Source organism: Limnohabitans sp. MORI2 (genome assembly GCF_027925025.1).
Classification (GTDB): domain Bacteria; phylum Pseudomonadota; class Gammaproteobacteria; order Burkholderiales; family Burkholderiaceae_C; genus Limnohabitans.
The window spans coordinates 1,892,379-1,909,605 of record NZ_AP027058.1 but is presented as its reverse complement, the minus strand read 5'-3'; the positions used below and the strand labels follow the sequence as shown (position 1 = coordinate 1,909,605).

The following is a 17,227-nucleotide window of genomic DNA, read 5'->3' as shown; positions in this document are numbered from 1 at the left end:
AATTGTCAAAAAAGCCAAATTTGTTTTATTACCGTAAATTACAGAACGTAACTTTAGTTTTAGAGAATTTGGATATGTGTTGTTAATTTGTAACCGATGTTGCGCAAAGACTCGATGACGACGCCTTCGGCGCCTGTGTCCATGAGTTTTTTGCGCAGGCGCACCATGCGCACAGCCAGGCTGGCTTTGAAGGGTTCGTCGACTTGTGCACCCAGCAAGTCTGCAATTTGCCATGTTTCCAAACGACCCGCTGGCGCGCGTGCAAGTGCGGTGAGCACAATGGCTTCTTGGGTGGTGAGCTTGACGGTGGTTTGTTTGCCTTGCAGCTCAAGTTTGTTGAGGGTCAAGCCTTGCGGTGTGATGTGTGTGAGTGTGGCCATGCGGCGACGCGCAAAGCTGCGCAGTGCGGCCGATAGCTCTGGCAACGAGACAGGTTTGGTGAGGTAGATGTCGGCACCGCAGTCGTAGCCGTTGAGCTTGTCGTCCAATGCCGAGCGCGCCGAGAGCATGATGATGCCCACCAAGGGGTGGGCTTTGCGAATGCGTTTGGCAAGGGTGAGGCCGTCTTCGCCGGGCAGGTTGATGTCAATCAAAAATGCATCGGCGTGATCGCTGCCAGCTTGGTCTTCGAGCTCTTCGGCGCACGACAAAGGGATGACGTGATGACCGTCTTTGCGCAAGGCCTTTTCTAGGAGCGTGCGCAAGTCGGTGTTGTCTTCAACGACGACGATGTTTAGTTGGGTAACCATACGCTGAATCTCACATGGATGTCATCTGGTTCATAGGTGCAAGTGCCGCCCAAGAGGGTGCAAATGCTACGCACCAAGAACAGCCCCAAGCCCGTGCCAGAAATGGTTTTGGCACCGATGCTGCGGTAGTACTTGTGAAACACCTTGTCGGCTTCAGGCCATGAGGCAATGCCCGGTTTGTTGGCCACACGGATGGCAATGCCCGATTGGCCTTGTGCATTGTTTTGAGCCAGCACTTCGATGTCGATGGCTTGGCTGTGGTCGCCGTAGCGCAGCGCGTTGTCTAACAGGTTGCTCAGCACAATGCGCAGGCATTGGTAGTCGGTGTGAAGGGTGATGGGCGAGACAGCGAAGTGCACATGGAATGTTTGGTTGTCGCGTTGTTTTTCTGTGGTGAGATCGTCGATGATTTCGATCAAGTCCACGTTTTGTTTTTGGATGGTGATTCGCCCGTCTGACAGGCGATCGGCACTCAAGCATTGGTCTAGCACGTTGCGAATGATGGATACGTTGCGGCTGACGTAGTCTCTGGCATGTGCGTCTTCAGAGGTTTGCTGAGCCAGGTCGATGACGGCCAAGGGGTTTTTGAGCTCATGCATGAGCATGGTGAGCAGTTGTGTGGATTCTTCGTGGCGGTTTTTTTCAATCAGCACTTGTTGTTCTGACAGGGCCAGATCACGCGACATTTGTGCGTGCGCTTTGCGTAGCTGTCTGGCACGAAGGTCCATCAAGATGGCGATGTTCAAGCTAGACAGGAGAGCGTAGTACACCAAGCCACTGGCGGCAAATTCGCTCCCAGCCATTTTGCCGAGGTAGGGCAAGATGCTGAATGTCATCAAGCCGGTGAGGAGAACGTAGTAGCTGATGATGAATTTTTTCTTCAGCACTGAGGGGTTATTTTTTTGTCCAGGGGGTTGGTCTTTGATGAAGAAGACAGACAAAGCCAGCAGCGAAATCATGCCCGCAGCGTTGAGCATCATGTTGGCTTTGAGGCCGTAGTGGGCATGGCCTAAGCACAGCAGCGCACCCACGAAGCCAGACCACATGAAGTAGCCCCTGAATACGTGTTGCACCCACAGCGGACGTTTGTATTCAGACAGGAAACGTGTTTCAAACCAAAGAGAAACAGCGGTTGCACCGACGATGAGCCAGTTGTATCCCAAGTCCAAGTCATGAGCGGACACCGAGCCGCTCAACAAATAGCGATGCAAGCCAAAGAAGGCAGCGGTGTAGATCAAGTAGATGAAGTTGCGAAACGCAAAGGCGGCATATAACGATTCGCGTGTGTTGAACCAGTTCATCAGGCCGAGCATCAAAAACACGCTGATGAGTGACAGCGTGAAGTAGCCACTCAACATGAGTGTGTGTTCAGCGGTGTGCATGCCGTCAAGCGTGAGGGCTTGCGCGTGCATCATGGAGGTGCTGGTAGATTGAATGCGTAGCCAAACAAAGCGAGGCTCTGTGCCTGCTGGAATGACAAAGGCATGCGAGAGAGAGCGGTACTCTTCGTCTTGGTATTCGGTTTGGTCGCCGCTGGTGCGTGGTGTGTCGCGTGGGTCCAGCGGATCAAACAGGTTGATTTTGTCGAGGTAGATGGGGCAAATGCGCAGCACCAGTTTGTCGTCTGACTTGGCGCCCTCGGGCGGGGCAATTTGAAAACGCACCCAAATGACCGACTGTGTGTAGCCACGGCTGAGCACTCCGTCATAGGAGGTGAATGTTTGTTGTTGCGCTTGTTCGAATGAGGCTTGTGCCGATGGGTCTTCCCAGTACGCGCGTTGTTGGATGTGGTCGTGCACCGACGCCATCGCCATTGAGCCAATGAACATGCTCAGAGCAAAAAGACAGCGTGCAACAAGTTGAGAGAAAAGCATCAGTACATTTTTTGAATTTGTGAATAAGCCTAGCACTGCCGCTTGGTGGTTTTATTTCCGTACATTACATAACTAGTCAAAAGACAAAGGCCCGCATGATGCGGGCCTTTTTTTTGAAGTGTAAATATTTACTTTTGGGTGTGATAACTGGTCACACGGTCCACTTCGTTTTTCGAGCCCAAGATGACGCTGACACGTTGGTGCAGCTGCGTGGGTTGAATGTCCAAGATGCGTTGTTGGCCATTGGTGGCGGCACCACCGGCTTGCTCGATCAACCAGCTCATGGGGTTGGCTTCGTACATCAGGCGCAGCTTGCCAGCTTTGCCTGGCTCGCGCTTGTCCCAGGGGTACATGAACACGCCGCCACGGGTGAGGATGCGGTGCACGTCGGCCACCATGGAGGCGATCCAACGCATGTTGAAGTTTTTGCCGCGTGGGCCTTCTTCGCCTTGCAGGCACTCGTCGATGTAGCGCTTCACGGGCTCGTCCCAGTGGCGCATGTTGCTCATGTTGATGGCGAATTCTTTGGTGTCTTCTGGCACTTTCACGTTTTCTTGGGTCAACACAAACGATCCTTGCTCGCGGTCCAAGGTGAACATGGCCACGCCGTCGCCCACGGTGAGCACCAAGGTGGTTTGCGGGCCGTACACGCAATAGCCCGCAGCCACTTGCTGGGTGCCTGGTTGCAAAAAGTCGTCTTCGCTCACGCCTTTGCTGGGGTCTACTTTTTTGAGTACGCTGAAGATGGTGCCAATGCTCACGTTGACTTCGATGTTGCTGGAGCCATCGAGTGGGTCAAACATCAACAGGTATTCGCCTTGGGGGTAGCGGTTGGGCACGACGTGGATGCTGTCCATTTCTTCGGACGCCATGGCGGCTAAGTGGCCACCCCATTCGTTGGCTTCAATCAACACATCGTTGGCGATGATGTCGAGTTTCTTTTGCACTTCGCCTTGGATGTTTTCGCTGCCAGCGGTACCCATGACTTCGCCCAAAGCACCTTTGTTCACAGCGTGGCTGATGCTCTTGCAAGCGCGTGCCACGACTTCGAGCAACAAGCGCAGCTCAGAGGGAATGAGGCCTTTGGCGCGTTGTTGTTCGACCAGATAGCGGGTGAGAGAAACACTCATGGCAAGTCCTTAGTTGGAGAGCGCGCGTGAGACCACCTCACGCACGTCGTTGCTTAAATCGGTTTTGGCGGCGACGCGTTTGATGGCTTCGTGCGCTGCGGTGCGGTAAGGCTCGGCGAGCTTGCTCCAACGGTCCAAGGCGCGTGCCAAACGGGCGGCGACTTGGGGGTTGATAGCGTCGAGCTCTAACACGCGTTCACTCCAGAACACATAACCTGCCGCATCGCTGCGGTGGAAGGCACCGGGGTTGGCACTGCAGAAACTGAAGATCAGGCTGCGAGCGCGGTTGGGGTTTTTGATGTGGAAATCGGGGTGCAACATGAGGTTGCGCACCAGCGACAAGATGTTGCCACCACGGTCGGTGCTGCCAGCTTGCAAGGCAAACCACTTGTCCATCACCAAGGCTTCGTTGCGGAACTGGTTGTAAAAGCGCTGCAATGCGTCAGCGGCCAAGTCGTGGCCGTTGCTCACTGACTGTGCTTGCACCAACGCATTCAAAGCGTTGAAGCGGTCGGTCATGTTGTGCGCGTCTTTGAAGCGCTGGTAGGTTCGGCCGGGCCACACCACATCGCCGCTGGTGCGAGCATCCAAACACAACATGGTGAGGGCCATGCCGCTCAAAGCACGGCGACCGCTCGACACAGGGTCGGGGCGGAAGGCGCCGTTGTCTTGATGCGCTTCAAAAGCCCACGCCCAATCGTCGTGCAGTTCGCGGGCGAGTTGCGCACGCATGGCTTCACGCACTGCGTGGATTCGTTGGGGGTCGACCACGTCGAGCTGTTCAGCGATGTAGGTTTCTGACGGCAGCGTGAGCACGAGTTCTTTGAACGCAGCATCGAGCGCAGGGTTGCGCAGCACGGTGCGCAGGGCTTGCACCAACGCGGCGTCGAGCACCTGCGTGGGTTCATCGCTTTGTGCGATGGCGTGCAAGGCCGCGTTCAAGCACAAGCGTTGCGCGGCTTCCCATTGGTTGAATGGGTCGGTGTCGTGCGCCAAGAGGGTGAGTAGTTGCGTGGCGGTGAAATCTTTTTCTAACACCACAGGGGCGCTAAAGCCGCGCAGGATGGAGGGCACGGGCTCTTCACCGGCTTGCAGGTTGAGGTCTTTGAACTCGAAGTTTTGCTTGGCCTCGGTCAGCACCAAGAGTTGCGTGGGCAACACCTCGCGGCCATCGGCACCGAGCAAACCGAATTGCACGGGAATGACGAACGGTTCTTTGTGGTCTTGGCCGGGGCTGGGTGGGCAGCTCTGGCTCAAGGTGAGTGTGTAGCTGCGTGTGTCGGCGTTGTAGCTGCCTGCAGCTTGCACGCGTGGCGTGCCTGCTTGTGCGTACCAACGCTTGAACTGCGCCAAGTGCGTGGCGAGGGCAGAGCCGGGGTTGGCATCGGCAATGGCTTGAGCGAAGTCGTCGCACGTTACCGCTTGGCCGTCGTGGCGCTCGAAATAGAGCGTCATGCCTTTGGCAAAGCCTTCACGGCTCGTTAAGGTTTGCATCATGCGCACAACCTCAGAGCCTTTTTCGTAAATCGTGACGGTGTAGAAGTTGTTGATTTCTACATAGCTGTCAGGACGCACGGGGTGGGCCATGGGGCCTGCGTCTTCTGGGAACTGCGCGGTGCGCAACAAGCGCACGTCTTCGATGCGCTTGACGGCTTTGGCCGAGGCGGCAGCTGTTGGGTTGTCTTTCAACGCTTCAGCAGCCAAGTCTTGGCTGAACTCTTGGTCGCGGAAAACGGTGAGGCCTTCTTTGAGCGAGAGCTGGAACCAATCGCGGCAGGTGACGCGGTTGCCCGTCCAGTTGTGGAAGTATTCATGACCGACCACGCTCTCGATGTTGGCGTAGTCCATGTCGGTGGCGGTGGCAGAGTTGGCCAACACAAACTTGGTGTTGAAGATGTTGAGGCCCTTGTTCTCCATCGCGCCCATGTTGAAGTCGCTGGTGGCGACGATCATGAAACGTTCGAGGTCGAGGCTCAAGTTGAAACGCTGCTCGTCCCACTTGATGCTGGCCATGAGCGAGTTCATGGCGTGTTCGGTTTTGTCTAAATCGCCCGAGCGCACATAGACCTGTAGCAAATGTTCTTTGCCTGATGGCGCTTTGACGCGCTGCTCGCGGCACACAAACTGGCCTGCGACCAAGGCAAACAAGTAGCATGGCTTTTTGTGGGGGTCGACCCACTTGGCAAAGTGGCGGCCTTCTTCGAGGTCGCCTTCTTCCACCAAGTTGCCATTGCTCAGCAACACAGGGAAGGCTTGTTTGTCAGCGCGCAGCGTGACGCTGTAGCTCGACATCACATCGGGGCGGTCTAAGAAATACGTGATGCGGCGAAAGCCCTCAGCCTCGCATTGGGTGAAGAACGAGTCGTTGCTCACGTACAAGCCCATGAGCTTGGTGTTCTTCGCGGGGTTGCAGGTGGTGAAGATTTCTAGGTCGAAAGCTTCGTGACCTTCGGGCAAGTTCTCCAGCACCAACTGGCTGCCGTCCATCTTGAACGACGTGCCTTGGCCATTGACCAACACGCGGGCGAGGTTGAGCTCATCGCCATCCAAACGCAGTGGCTGAGCCGCCACGTCGGGGTTGCGACGCACGCGCATTTTGTTGAGCACGCGGGTCTTGGCGGGGTCAAGGTCAAACGTCAGATCGACGGTGTCGATCCAAAACGCAGGCGCGGTGTAGTCGGCGCGTTGAATCAATGGGGCTGTGCCTTCGCGGAACATAGTTTTCCTTAAATACCTTGCTTGAGTGACGCTTCGATGAAAGCATCGAGGTCGCCGTCCAAGACTTTTTGTGTGGCCGAGACTTCAACGTTGGTACGCAAGTCTTTGATGCGGCTGTTGTCCAGCACGTAGCTGCGAATTTGGTGACCCCAGCCCACATCGGTCTTGGTGTCTTCGAGCTTTTGCTGTTCTTCTTGGCGCTTGCGCATTTCAAAGTCGTACAAGCGCGAGCGCAGGCGTTTCCAAGCTACGTCACGGTTGCTGTGCTGGCTTCGGCCGTCTTGACACTGCACCACGATGCCGGTGGGGATGTGGGTCAAACGCACCGCAGAGTCGGTTTTGTTGATGTGCTGACCACCCGCGCCCGAGGCACGGTAGGTGTCGGTGCGCACGTCTGAGGGGTTGATGTCGATCTCGATCGAGTCATCAATTTCGGGGTACACAAACACCGACGCGAACGAAGTGTGGCGACCACCCGAGCTGTCAAACGGCGACTTGCGCACCAAGCGGTGCACACCAGTTTCGGTGCGCAACAAACCAAAGGCGTATTCGCCTTCGATCTTGATGGTCGCGCCTTTGATGCCGGCTACGTCGCCAGCAGATTCGTCTTCCACCGTGGTTTTGAAGCCTTTGCGTTCGGCGTACTTGAGGTACTGGCGCAGCAACATGCTGGCCCAGTCGCAGGCTTCGGTGCCACCGGCACCGGCTTGGATGTCCAAGAAGCAATTGAGCGGGTCGGCCTCGTTGCTGAACATGCGACGGAATTCGAGTTCTTCGATGGTTTTGACCAAGCCTTGGGTGTCGGTCTCGATGGTCATCAAGCCGTCTTCGTCGTTGTCGGCTTTGCTCATTTCAAACAACTCGGCGTTATCTGCCAACTCTTGCGTGAGGCGGGTGAGGGTGACGACCACGCCGTCGAGGGCTTTTTTCTCACGACCCAGCTCTTGGGCTTTCTTGGGGTCGTTCCAGATCGTTGGGTCTTCTAGCGAAGCATTGACAGTGCGCAGGCGTTCGGCTTTGGCATCGTAGTCAAAGATACCTCCGTAGATCCACCGTGCGCGCGCTCAGGTTGGCCAGGGTGGTTCCAATGAGGTTGATGCGTTCTGCTTCCATGATGAGGTCTTCTTTGTGTATTGGCGAAAACCTTGGATTTTCTCACGTTCGGGCCGCGGCTTAGAAGCTGCGTACGTAAGCAAATGTGACACCTGCTGTTCCTAGCAAAAAGGCTTGCGCAGATTCTTTGGGGTTGAAGGCATACCCCAGTGACGGAATGATGGCAGGGGCGATACCCGCTGAGTTGAATCCAATCGCGTCTTTGTGCTTGCCTCGGTAGCCATAGATGAAACCGGCGGACACTTTAGTGAATAACTGGGGGTTGCCCAGGATGTTGTTCCATTGCTGGCCCACGTAGCCATAGGCCGAGGGTTGACCAAAGGAGTTGGTGAACAGGGCCAAGCCACAGAATCGGCCACCCGAGACATGTCGGTCAAGCGCCACCAGTTTGACGGGTTTGTGTTCCGAGCTGCTGTGCCAGTGGTGGGTGAAGGGCGAGAGCGTCAAATCCCACGTCTTGTCCGCTTTCGCGCCACCTTCAACGGCCAAGCTGTCAGGGCAAGGTTGCAAGTCGTAGAGGCTGTCCTCTGCGGCATGGGCGTGCCCGAGGCCGACAGTGCCGATGAGTGCGCAGCTTGCAATCCAAGCGCTGAGTTTGGAGGGAAAAGACATGATGGATTCGATTTAAAAAGTGCCTGATTCTAATCAGTTAAGCGGCACTTTTAATGCTTAAGAATTCTTCTATCAGTCTCGCGAGTTTTTCGGGTTGGTCATGGTGCAGCATGTGGCCTGCATCTTCAATCACCGCATGGGTCAGATGGGGCACAGCCGCAATGCGTTGCTTGAACTCGTGCAAGGTGTAGTTGTCTTTCCACCACTGGCTCATGCTGTCGCTGTCGGCCACCACACAGAGGGTGGGCGCGGTGATGCGTTCGTAGATGGCTTGGGTTTCATCGATCTTGAACAGCTGCGCATTGACCACTTTGTGGCCCGCATGGCCCAAGATGCGCCACTGGCCTTGTGCATCGGGTTGTGCCCAATGCTGAGCCAGCCAATGGGCTTTGTCTGCGTCCAAGCGCGGGTTGGTTTTGATGAGGCGCTGCGCTACCGACTCTTGGTCGGGGTACGGGCGCAGCGTCATCTCGCCGCGTTGCACGGCTTTGAGCTCGTCCATCCATTTGGCCAAACGACCTGGGGCCTGCGAGGGACGCGTGGCGGGCATGCCAAAGCCTTCGAGGTTGATGAGGGTTTGAATGCGTTCAGGTCGAACGCCCGCATACATCGTGGCGACGTGGCCGCCCATGCTGTGGCCGATGAGGTGAACTTTGCGGTCGCCCACATAGTGGTCGAGCAGCTGGTCGAGATCGGCCAAGTAATCGGGGAAGAAGAAGTGATCGACGTTGGGTGTTTCTGTGAGACCAAAGCCACGCCAGTCGGGGGCGATGATCCAGTGGTCGTCTTTCAGGGCGTCAATGACGAATTGAAATGAGGCGGCGACATCCATCCAGCCGTGCACCATGACGAGGGGTGTTTTGTCGGGTGAGGGCGTGCCCCACTGCAAGACGTGGTAACTCAGGTGACGGATTGGGACAAACTCGCTGCGCGAAGGTTTTTGGATTGGGTACATTGCACGTAATCATAAGGACCGAGACATGGCCAAGCATTCCGTAGGGACGACTTCACACGACTTTTACCAAGCCATGCAAGATGGTTTTTGCTGGCAGGTGCCCGAGCACTTCAACATGGCTGAGGTGTGCAGCCGTCGATGGGCAGCGCAACCGGATGCGACTGAGCGCGTGGCGATTGTTGAGCACGCCGCTGCGGATGCGAGCGGACATGCGGTTGCGCCGCGCAGCTACACCTATGCGCAGTTGCAGCAAGCCGCAGATGCGTTGAGCCATGTGTTGGCTGACCTTGGCGTGCAGCGTGGCGATCGCGTGGCCATCGTGCTGCCGCAACGCTTTGAAACCGCCGTGGCCTATATGGCCGTGATGCAAATGGGCGCGGTGGCCATGCCGCTGTCGTTGCTGTTTGGCCCTGAGGCTTTGGAATACCGCTTGCAAGACAGCGAGGCCGTGGTGGCGATTGTGGATGCATCGTCGGTGAACAACGTGCTGACGGTGCGCGCCCAGTGCCCCGCGCTACGCGAGGTGATCGGGGTTGAGCTAAGCAACGCCGCCGACATGCTGCACGTCGATGTGGATTACGCCAGCGCCACTGCCGCGCAGCAGCGGGCCTTCACAGCGGTGCAAACCAAAGCGGACGAAGGCGCGGTGTTGATTTACACCAGTGGCACCACAGGCCCACCCAAAGGTGCACTCATTCCGCATCGTGCGCTGATTGGTAACTTGACAGGTTTTGTGTGTAGCCAAAACTGGTTTGGCTTTGCCACGAAAGCCACTTCAAACCAAGCTTCAAACGCCGCGCATTTGCCCACAGGCAGCGATGCGGTGTTTTGGTCGCCCGCCGATTGGGCATGGACTGGCGGCTTGATGGACGCTTTGTTACCCACGTTGTACTTTGGTCGCCCCATCGTGGCGTGGAACGGGCGCTTCAGCCCAGAGCTGGCATTCACGCTCATGCAGCAGCATGGTGTGACGCACACGTTTTTGTTCCCCACAGCGTTGAAGGCCATGATGAAGGCCTACCCCAAGCCCAGCAGCCAATTCAAACTCAAACTGCAAGCCATGATGAGCGCGGGCGAGGCTGTGGGCGATGCGGTGTTTGGCTATTGCCAAACCCAGCTGGGTGTGACGGTGAATGAGATGTTTGGTCAAACCGAGATCAACTACATCGTGGGCAACTGCGCGATGGAGTGGGGCACCATGGGCGAGGGCGTGTCTACCCACCGCACGAACGTGGGCTGGCCCGCCAAGCCCGGCAGCATGGGCAAGGGCTACCCCGGTCACCGCGTGGCGGTGATTGACGAAGACGGCAACGAGTGCCCCACAGGTGTGCCCGGTGATGTGGCGCTCAACCGCTACAACCAACACGGCCAGCCTGACCCGATTTTCTTTTTGGGCTATTGGAAAAACGAAAAATCGACCTTGGGCAAATACACGGGCGACTGGTGCCGCACCGGCGATATGGCGGTGCGCGACGAAGACGGCTACCTTTGGTACCAAGGCCGTGCAGACGATGTGTTCAAAGCGGCGGGCTATCGCATTGGTCCGAGCGAAATTGAAAACTGTTTGGTCAAACACCCCGCTGTGGCTAACGCCGCCGTGGTGCCCAAACCTGATGCTGAGCGTGGCGCTTTGGTGAAGGCCTATGTGGTCTTGGCCGCAGGGTTTGAAGCCAGTGATGCCTTGGTGGCCGACCTGCAACTGCATGTGCGTGGCAAGCTCGCGCCGTATGAATACCCCAAAGAGATTGAGTTCATTGGTGAACTGCCCATGACCACCACGGGCAAGGTGCAACGCCGTGTGTTGCGCTTGCAAGAAGAAGAGCGCGCCAAAGCGCAATAAGCAAACTTTATTCAAGCCCCGGCAGGCTTTAGACTTGTCGGGTTTTTCATCTGTCTCCTTTCTCGGAGTAAATACACATGACTTTTCCCCTCGTTCAGCTGGGCAACAGCGATTTGCACGTCACCCCCATTTGTTTGGGCACCATGACGTTTGGCGAGCAAGTGAATGAAACCGATGCACATGCCATCCTCGAACGATCGCTGGCGCGTGGCGTGAACTTCATCGACACCGCCGAGATGTATTCGGTGCCCCCTAAGGCTGAGACCTTTGGCCACACCGAAACCATCATTGGCAGCTGGTTTGCCAAGAACCCCGGTGCCCGCCAGAAGCTGGTGTTGGCCACCAAAGTGGCTGGCCCCTCGCGTGGCATGCCGTGGGTGCGTGAAAACCAAGGCATGTCGGCTGACGACATCTTGGCTTCGTGCGAAGGTAGTTTGCGCCGCCTGCAAACCGATGTGATTGACCTCTACCAAATCCACTGGCCCGAGCGTCATGTGCCGGCTTTTGGCGCGGTGTATTACGACCCGAAAAAAGAGAATTCCAAAACCAGCATTCACGAACAACTTGAAGCCTTGGCCAAGTTGGTGAAGGCGGGCAAAGTGCGCCACATTGGTTTGTCGAACGAAACACCGTATGGCGTGCACGAGTTTGTGCGCTTGGCCGAGCAACACGGCTTGCCGCGCGTGGCCACGGTGCAAAACCCATACTGCCTGATCAACCGCAGCTATGAAAACGGTTTGGACGAAACCTGCCACCGCTTGAACGTGTCGCTCTTGGCATATTCGCCATTGGGCTTTGGCTTGCTCACGGGTAAGTACGATGACAGCGGCTTGTTGGGCGAGCAAGCGCCCAAAGAGGGCCGCATGGCCAAGTACGAGAGCATGCGCAAGCAACGCTGGGGACGTCCCGAGTCGCTGGCTGCGGCCAAGCGCTACAACGCGTTGGCGCGTGAAAACGGCATGACGCCCACGCAAATGGCCTTGGCGTTTTGTTACACCAAGTGGCAAGTGACCAGCACCATCATTGGTGTGACATCCCTCGCGCAGTTGGATGCCGATTTGGATGCATGGGGCACCACGCTGTCGCCAGAGGTGTTGGCGGCGATTGACGCCATTCGTTGGGACATGCGCGATTTGGCGCAATAAATTTGCGCGTCATCAGGGAGATTGATTTTGGATAAGACGTTGTTGGTGTTGGCTTTGGCTGGCTATTTGTTTGGTTCGTTGTCGTTTGCAGTGATCGTCAGCCGTGTGATGGGCTTGGACGACCCCCGTACCTACGGCAGCCAAAACCCAGGCGCGACCAATGTGCTGCGTTCGGGCAACAAAAAAGCGGCCTTGGCCACCTTGTTGTTGGATGCGCTCAAGGGCTACTTCCCTGTGCTCTTGGTCAAGTGGTATGGCCCTGCATTCGGCTTAGACGACGAAGCCGTGGCTGTGGTGGCAATGGCCGCGTTTGTGGGGCATTTGTGGCCAGTGTTCTTCCGCTTCAAAGGCGGCAAGGGTGTGGCCACCGCAGCAGGTATTTTGTTTGCTGTGGAGCCCTTGCTGGGCGCTGCTGTGATGGGCACTTGGCTCTTGGTCGCGTTCGTCACGCGCTACTCGTCATTGGCCGCTTTGATGGCGTCGGTGCTGTCGCCTGGCTACTACCTGTTTGGCAACGAAGTGTTGTGGCAAACCAGCGCAGCTGAGCTGTTGACGGTCATGGTCATGAGCCTCTTGCTCTTGTGGCGTCACAAAGAAAACATTGGACGCTTGCTGCGTGGGCAAGAATCGAAAATTGGCGCGAAGAAGGAAGCAGCGGCTGCCGACGGCGCCGAGTAAAGCGGATTCAGACGCAAAACAAAAGGGCCTCTGTTGAGGCCCTTTTCGTTGGTGGCGTTAGCGCTTAATCGCGGAAGTTGTTGAACGACAAAGGCAAGTCGGTCATTTCTTTGCGAATCAAAGCCATCGCGGCTTGCAAGTCGTCGCGCTTGGCGCCGGTCACACGCACGGCATCGCCTTGGATGGCGGCTTGCACTTTGAGCTTGCTGTCTTTGAGGTGGCGTTGGATCTTTTTCGACACTTCGGTTTCGATGCCATTGCGAATTTTGATGACTTGTTTGACCTTGTCGCCACCGATTTTTTGCACATCGCCTCGGTCGAGGAAGCGTACATCCACTTCACGCTTGGTCAGCTTGTTGCGCAACACGTCTTCGACTTGAACCAGCTGAAAGTCGGCATCGCCAAACATGGTGATTTCTTTGTCTTTCAGCTCCACAGCAGCAGAGGTGCCTTTGAAGTCGAAACGGGTGGCAATTTCTTTGCTCGCATTTTCAACGGCGTTTTTCACTTCAACCAAGTTGGGCTCGAGGACGGTGTCAAAAGAAGGCATGGCAGTCGGCTTTCAAATTCAGAATGAGACAATTGCCGTATGTTAGTGGAACCCAACACCCCCCTTCAGGCCTACAACAGCTTTGGCATTTCGGCCAAAGCCTTGCAGCTGGTGCGCGTGCACAGCGACGCCGATGTGCAGGCTGTGCTGGCCGATGCGAACCTGCGCGACGCGCCCAAGTTTGTGTTGGGTGGCGGCAGCAACATTGTGCTCACGGGCGACGTGAAGCCCTTGGTGCTCAAGGTGGAAATGAAGGGCATGCGCTTGGTCGAAGAGACCGACAAAGCCTGGATTGTGGAAGCCGCCGCCGGTGAAAAATGGCATGACTTGGTGGCGTGGACGCTTGAGCAAGGTTGGCCTGGTCTAGAAAACATGGCCCTCATCCCCGGCACAGTGGGCGCTTCGCCTGTGCAAAACATTGGCGCGTATGGCGTGGAGCTGCAAGACCGTTTTCACTCGCTCGATGCGATTGACCTCACCACAGGCCAAGGCTTCAGCCTGAATGCCGCGCAATGTGCGTTTGGCTACCGCGACTCGGTGTTCAAACACGAAAGCAGCGGACCGAATGGTTTGGGCTTAGCGGGTAAGGCGTTGATCACCCGTGTGCGGTTTGACCTGCGCAAAGACTGGAAGCCTGTGCTGGGCTACCTCGACCTCGAACGAAAAATGGCCGAGACCGGCATCAGCCAGCCCACGGCTCAGCAAATTTTTGAATGGGTGTGCGCCATTCGCCAAGCCAAGCTGCCTGACCCTGCGGTGATTGGCAACGCGGGCAGCTTTTTTAAGAACCCCACTGTCACGCAAGACCAGTGTGACGACATCATCGCCCGCGAACCCAAAGTAGTTCACTACCTGCTAGACGATGGCCGCATCAAGCTCGCAGCCGGTTGGCTGATTGACGCTTGCGGTTGGAAAGGCAAAACCGTGGGCAACGCCGGCGTGTACGAGAAACAAGCCTTGGTGCTGGTCAACGTGGGCGGCACCGAACACCCCTGCACCGGTGGTGAGGTGATGACGCTGGCCAAAGCCATTCAGACCAGCGTGTACGAGCGCTTTGGCATTCGGCTGGAGCCGGAGCCAGTGGTGGTTTAAATCTCTCGCATCTCAACTGAGCGGCGCATGAAAAAAGCGACCTCGCAAGGTCGCTTTTTCTTTGGCGTGTCGAAGTGCGGTTAAGCCTTCTTCACAAACTCCGTCTTGAGCTGCATCGGGCCAAAGCCGTCGATCTTGCAGTCGATGTCATGGTCGCCGTCGATGAGGCGAATGTTTTTGACCTTGGTGCCCACTTTGACGACCGAGGACGAGCCTTTGATCTTCAAGTCTTTCATCAGAGTCACGGTGTCGCCGTCTTGCAGCACATTGCCGTGGGCGTCTTTCCAGACGCGCTCGGCAGGTTCGGCAGCGGCGCTTTCTTCCGCGCTCCACTCGTGGGCACAAACGGGGCAAATGAACAAGCTGCCGTCTTGATAGGTCAAGTCGGCGCTGCACAGAGGGCAGTTGGGTAAGGCGCTCATCTCTTATTGCTTGTCGTTAGAGAGGCTCAAGAAGTGGTCGCCTTTACCCAGCGACAACAAGCCGCTTTGCGAGTAGATGCCCAGCTTGCCACGCGTGTCCACGATGTCGAGGTTGCGCATAGTGAGTTGGCCGATGCGGTCCAGCGGGCTGAACGGTGCGTCTTCGACTTTTTCCATGCTCAAACGCTCGGGCGCGTAGGTGAGGTTGGGGCTGTCGGTGTTGACGATGCTGTAGTCGTTGCCACGACGCAGTTCGAGCGTGACTTCGCCGGTGACGGCGCGGGCCACCCAGCGTTGCGCAGTTTCGCGCAGCATGATGGATTGCGGGTCAAACCAACGGCCTTGGTACAACAAGCGGCCCAAGCGCAGGCCGTTGATGCGGTACTGCTCGATGGTGTCTTCGTTGTGAATGCCGGTGACTAAACGCTCGTAAGCGATGTGCAGCAACGCCATGCCGGGAGCTTCGTAAATGCCACGGCTCTTGGCTTCGATGATGCGGTTCTCAATTTGGTCGCTCATGCCCAAACCGTGGCGGCCACCGATTTCGTTGGCTTTCAAGAACAGTGCCACGGGGTCGGTGTATTCGACGCCGTTCAAGGCGACGGGCACGCCTTCTTCAAAGCGCACGGTGACTTCTTCGGCTTTCACGTCGACTTCGGGTTTCCAAAACGCCACGCCCATGATGGGGTTGACGATGCGGATGCCGCTGTTGAGGTGCTCCAAGTCTTTGGCTTCGTGCGTCGCGCCGAGCATGTTGCTGTCGGTGCTGTAGGCTTTTTCGGCGCTCATCTTGTAGCCAAAACCGTTGGCAGTCATGAACGCTGACATTTCAGCGCGGCCACCGAGTTCGTCGATGAACAGTTGGTCCAGCCAAGGCTTGTAGATTTTCAAGCTGGGGTTGGTGAGCAAGCCGTAGCGGTAGAAGCGCTCGATGTCGTTGCCTTTGAAGGTGGAGCCATCGCCCCAGATGTTGACGTCGTCTTCTTTCATCGCGGCCACGAGCATGGTGCCGGTGACGGCACGGCCCAAGGGTGTGGTGTTGAAGTAAGTCACGCCACCGGTGCTGATGTGAAACGCGCCGCATTGGATGGCAGCAATGCCTTCGTGGGCGAGTTGGGTGCGGCAGTCGATGAGGCGGGCTTTTTCAGCACCGTATTCCATCGCTTTGCGTGGGATTTCGTTGTAGTCCGCTTCGTCGGGTTGGCCGAGGTTGGCGGTGTAGGCGTAAGGCACAGCGCCTTTTTGTTTCATCCACAGCAACGCGGCAGAGGTGTCGAGGCCGCCCGAGAAGGCGATGCCGACTTTTTGCCCTTTGGGCAAGTTTTGAAGAATGGTGCTCATGGTCTTGGCCCTTTGGAATTAACCGAAGTGGCAGATGTAGTGGTAGGGCTCGGTCACGCGGATGTCGAACTTGGAGTTGCCGGGGACGTTGAACTGCTCGCCAGCCGAAGACTTGACCCAAGTGTCGGAGCCGTCGAGTTTGTATTCGCAAAAGCCAGCCACGCATTCCATGATTTCAGGTACGCCGGTGTTGAAGGTGAGTGTGGCGGGCAAGATCACGCCCACAGATTTTTTGGTGCCGTCGGCGAAAGTGATGGCGTGGCTCACGCATTTGCCGTCAAAGAAAACATTGGCTTTGGTGGTGACGCTGACGCTGTCGATTTTTTCTGTGGTCATGGTGCGACTCGGTGGTTAGATGCAAAACCGTTGATTTTAAAGGATGGGGCGTGCTGGCCAAGAAAAAAGCCGCTGGGGGCAGCGGCTTGGGTCGTGAGCACCAGCAAGTGCTTAGTAGCGTGGGGCAGATCCGGGAGGGGGCACATTGCCGTATGCGGGTGGTGGAACCACAGGGGTGACTTGCAAGCGCACGGTGGGGCCTGGGTCTTGTGGCATTTGCACGGTGTATTGCTTGCCTGCAAATTCATAGACCACGTTGTAAGCCATGGTGCGGTTCTCGTACACGGTTTGGGTGCTGCAGTTTTGAACGTTGCGGACTTCGGGAGTGCCGCCGCCTTCAATGTTGTCACCCAGAATTGCGCCGCCGAACAAACCTGCCATGGTGGCTAAAGCATTGCCTGAACCTTTACCGACTTGGTTGCCAATGACGCCGCCTGCGATGGCGCCCATGGCTGCACCTGCACCAGATTTTTGGCCGCCTGTGACGACTTGCTGGTTGGTACACACTTGTCGTGGCACCGCCACTTGTTGAATGATGGGCGTGCTGGAGAGTACTTTGCCGACCTCTTGGGCTTGAACAGCCGTAGAGGCGCAAGCGGCCATCAAGCCCGTGATCAAACCGATTTGGATAGATTTGTTTTTCATAGGGAATCCCTTTTTTAACTTGGCAGA

At 56.6% G+C, this 17,227-nt stretch carries 16 protein-coding genes; 4 read left to right on the top strand and 12 right to left on the bottom strand.

What is annotated here, in order from left to right:
- Positions 1-59: 59 nt before the first annotated feature.
- The 7 genes from QMG27_RS09115 to QMG27_RS09085 form a co-directional block, all read right to left on the bottom strand.
- Positions 60-749, bottom strand: a complete 690-nt coding sequence (locus QMG27_RS09115; RefSeq protein ID WP_281810737.1) for a response regulator transcription factor — start codon at positions 747-749, stop codon at positions 60-62.
- Entirely contained in the window at positions 734-2,578 is a 1,845-nt protein-coding gene (locus QMG27_RS09110; protein ID WP_281810736.1) for a 7TM-DISM domain-containing protein, read from the bottom strand. Before QMG27_RS09110 ends, QMG27_RS09115 begins: the two co-directional genes overlap by 16 nt.
- A gap of 173 nt (positions 2,579-2,751) precedes the next feature.
- Entirely contained in the window at positions 2,752-3,753 is a 1,002-nt protein-coding gene (locus tag QMG27_RS09105; protein WP_281810735.1) for a class 1 fructose-bisphosphatase, read from the bottom strand.
- Between the two features lie 9 nt (positions 3,754-3,762).
- Entirely contained in the window at positions 3,763-6,471 is a 2,709-nt protein-coding gene (gene pepN / locus QMG27_RS09100) for an aminopeptidase N (protein WP_281810734.1), read from the bottom strand.
- Between the two features lie 8 nt (positions 6,472-6,479).
- A protein-coding gene (prfB, locus tag QMG27_RS09095) for a peptide chain release factor 2 (protein WP_281810733.1) occupies positions 6,480-7,584 on the bottom strand; the annotation gives its coding sequence in 2 pieces (ribosomal slippage) (positions 6,480-7,502 and positions 7,504-7,584; 1,104 coding nt in all).
- Between the two features lie 60 nt (positions 7,585-7,644).
- The gene (locus QMG27_RS09090; RefSeq protein WP_281810732.1) at positions 7,645-8,196 is read right to left on the bottom strand and encodes a hypothetical protein; all 552 of its coding nucleotides are present in this window, start codon (positions 8,194-8,196) and stop codon (positions 7,645-7,647) included.
- A 37-nt stretch (positions 8,197-8,233) separates the two neighbouring features.
- On the bottom strand, positions 8,234-9,151 hold the full coding sequence (locus QMG27_RS09085) for an alpha/beta hydrolase (protein ID WP_281810731.1): 918 nt from the start codon (positions 9,149-9,151) through the stop codon (positions 8,234-8,236).
- 25 nt (positions 9,152-9,176) lie between these two features.
- Here QMG27_RS09085 and QMG27_RS09080 point away from each other — a divergent pair, with 25 nt between their 5' ends.
- The 3 genes from QMG27_RS09080 to plsY all read left to right on the top strand — a co-directional run bounded on the left by QMG27_RS09080 (position 9,177) and on the right by plsY (position 12,814).
- Positions 9,177-10,991, top strand: coding sequence for an AMP-binding protein (locus QMG27_RS09080; protein WP_281810730.1), 1,815 nt, complete (start codon positions 9,177-9,179; stop codon positions 10,989-10,991).
- Between the two features lie 77 nt (positions 10,992-11,068).
- The gene (locus tag QMG27_RS09075; RefSeq protein WP_281810729.1) at positions 11,069-12,136 is read left to right on the top strand and encodes an aldo/keto reductase; all 1,068 of its coding nucleotides are present in this window, start codon (positions 11,069-11,071) and stop codon (positions 12,134-12,136) included.
- A 27-nt stretch (positions 12,137-12,163) separates the two neighbouring features.
- Complete coding sequence (gene plsY, locus QMG27_RS09070) at positions 12,164-12,814, top strand: glycerol-3-phosphate 1-O-acyltransferase PlsY (protein ID WP_281810728.1); 651 nt, start codon at positions 12,164-12,166, stop codon at positions 12,812-12,814.
- A gap of 64 nt (positions 12,815-12,878) precedes the next feature.
- Here the strand turns inward: plsY and QMG27_RS09065 are convergent, their stop codons facing one another.
- The gene (locus QMG27_RS09065; protein WP_281810727.1) at positions 12,879-13,364 is read right to left on the bottom strand and encodes a YajQ family cyclic di-GMP-binding protein; all 486 of its coding nucleotides are present in this window, start codon (positions 13,362-13,364) and stop codon (positions 12,879-12,881) included.
- A 39-nt stretch (positions 13,365-13,403) separates the two neighbouring features.
- Here QMG27_RS09065 and murB point away from each other — a divergent pair, with 39 nt between their 5' ends.
- The gene (gene murB / locus QMG27_RS09060) at positions 13,404-14,456 is read left to right on the top strand and encodes a UDP-N-acetylmuramate dehydrogenase (RefSeq protein WP_281810726.1); all 1,053 of its coding nucleotides are present in this window, start codon (positions 13,404-13,406) and stop codon (positions 14,454-14,456) included.
- Between the two features lie 80 nt (positions 14,457-14,536).
- Here the strand turns inward: murB and QMG27_RS09055 are convergent, their stop codons facing one another.
- The 4 genes from QMG27_RS09055 to QMG27_RS09040 form a co-directional block, all read right to left on the bottom strand.
- A complete protein-coding gene (locus QMG27_RS09055) occupies positions 14,537-14,878 on the bottom strand; it encodes a zinc ribbon domain-containing protein YjdM (RefSeq protein ID WP_281810725.1) in 342 nt (113 codons plus the stop codon).
- 3 nt (positions 14,879-14,881) lie between these two features.
- Positions 14,882-16,219 (bottom strand): argininosuccinate synthase, encoded by a 1,338-nt coding sequence (gene argG, locus QMG27_RS09050; RefSeq protein WP_281810724.1) that lies wholly within the window; start codon positions 16,217-16,219, stop codon positions 14,882-14,884.
- An 18-nt stretch (positions 16,220-16,237) separates the two neighbouring features.
- Positions 16,238-16,555, bottom strand: a complete 318-nt coding sequence (locus QMG27_RS09045) for a pyrimidine/purine nucleoside phosphorylase (RefSeq protein WP_281810723.1) — start codon at positions 16,553-16,555, stop codon at positions 16,238-16,240.
- Positions 16,556-16,666: 111 nt separating this feature from the next.
- Positions 16,667-17,200 carry a glycine zipper 2TM domain-containing protein gene (locus QMG27_RS09040; protein WP_348773617.1) on the bottom strand — a complete coding sequence of 178 codons (534 nt, stop codon included), beginning with the start codon at positions 17,198-17,200 and terminating at the stop codon, positions 16,667-16,669.
- Positions 17,201-17,227: the final 27 nt, after the last annotated feature.

Coding starts and splice junctions, on each gene's coding strand:
- QMG27_RS09115 (WP_281810737.1), bottom strand. CDS start 749: ATGGTTACCCAACTAAACATCGTCGTCGTTGAAGACAACACCGACTTG.
- QMG27_RS09110 (WP_281810736.1), bottom strand. CDS start 2,578: ATGTTCATTGGCTCAATGGCGATGGCGTCGGTGCACGACCACATCCAA.
- QMG27_RS09105 (WP_281810735.1), bottom strand. CDS start 3,753: ATGAGTGTTTCTCTCACCCGCTATCTGGTCGAACAACAACGCGCCAAA.
- pepN (WP_281810734.1), bottom strand. CDS start 6,471: ATGTTCCGCGAAGGCACAGCCCCATTGATTCAACGCGCCGACTACACC.
- QMG27_RS09090 (WP_281810732.1), bottom strand. CDS start 8,196: ATGTCTTTTCCCTCCAAACTCAGCGCTTGGATTGCAAGCTGCGCACTC.
- QMG27_RS09085 (WP_281810731.1), bottom strand. CDS start 9,151: ATGTACCCAATCCAAAAACCTTCGCGCAGCGAGTTTGTCCCAATCCGT.
- QMG27_RS09080 (WP_281810730.1), top strand. CDS start 9,177: ATGGCCAAGCATTCCGTAGGGACGACTTCACACGACTTTTACCAAGCC.
- QMG27_RS09075 (WP_281810729.1), top strand. CDS start 11,069: ATGACTTTTCCCCTCGTTCAGCTGGGCAACAGCGATTTGCACGTCACC.
- QMG27_RS09065 (WP_281810727.1), bottom strand. CDS start 13,364: ATGCCTTCTTTTGACACCGTCCTCGAGCCCAACTTGGTTGAAGTGAAA.
- murB (WP_281810726.1), top strand. CDS start 13,404: ATGTTAGTGGAACCCAACACCCCCCTTCAGGCCTACAACAGCTTTGGC.
- QMG27_RS09055 (WP_281810725.1), bottom strand. CDS start 14,878: ATGAGCGCCTTACCCAACTGCCCTCTGTGCAGCGCCGACTTGACCTAT.
- argG (WP_281810724.1), bottom strand. CDS start 16,219: ATGAGCACCATTCTTCAAAACTTGCCCAAAGGGCAAAAAGTCGGCATC.
- QMG27_RS09045 (WP_281810723.1), bottom strand. CDS start 16,555: ATGACCACAGAAAAAATCGACAGCGTCAGCGTCACCACCAAAGCCAAT.
- QMG27_RS09040 (WP_348773617.1), bottom strand. CDS start 17,200: ATGAAAAACAAATCTATCCAAATCGGTTTGATCACGGGCTTGATGGCC.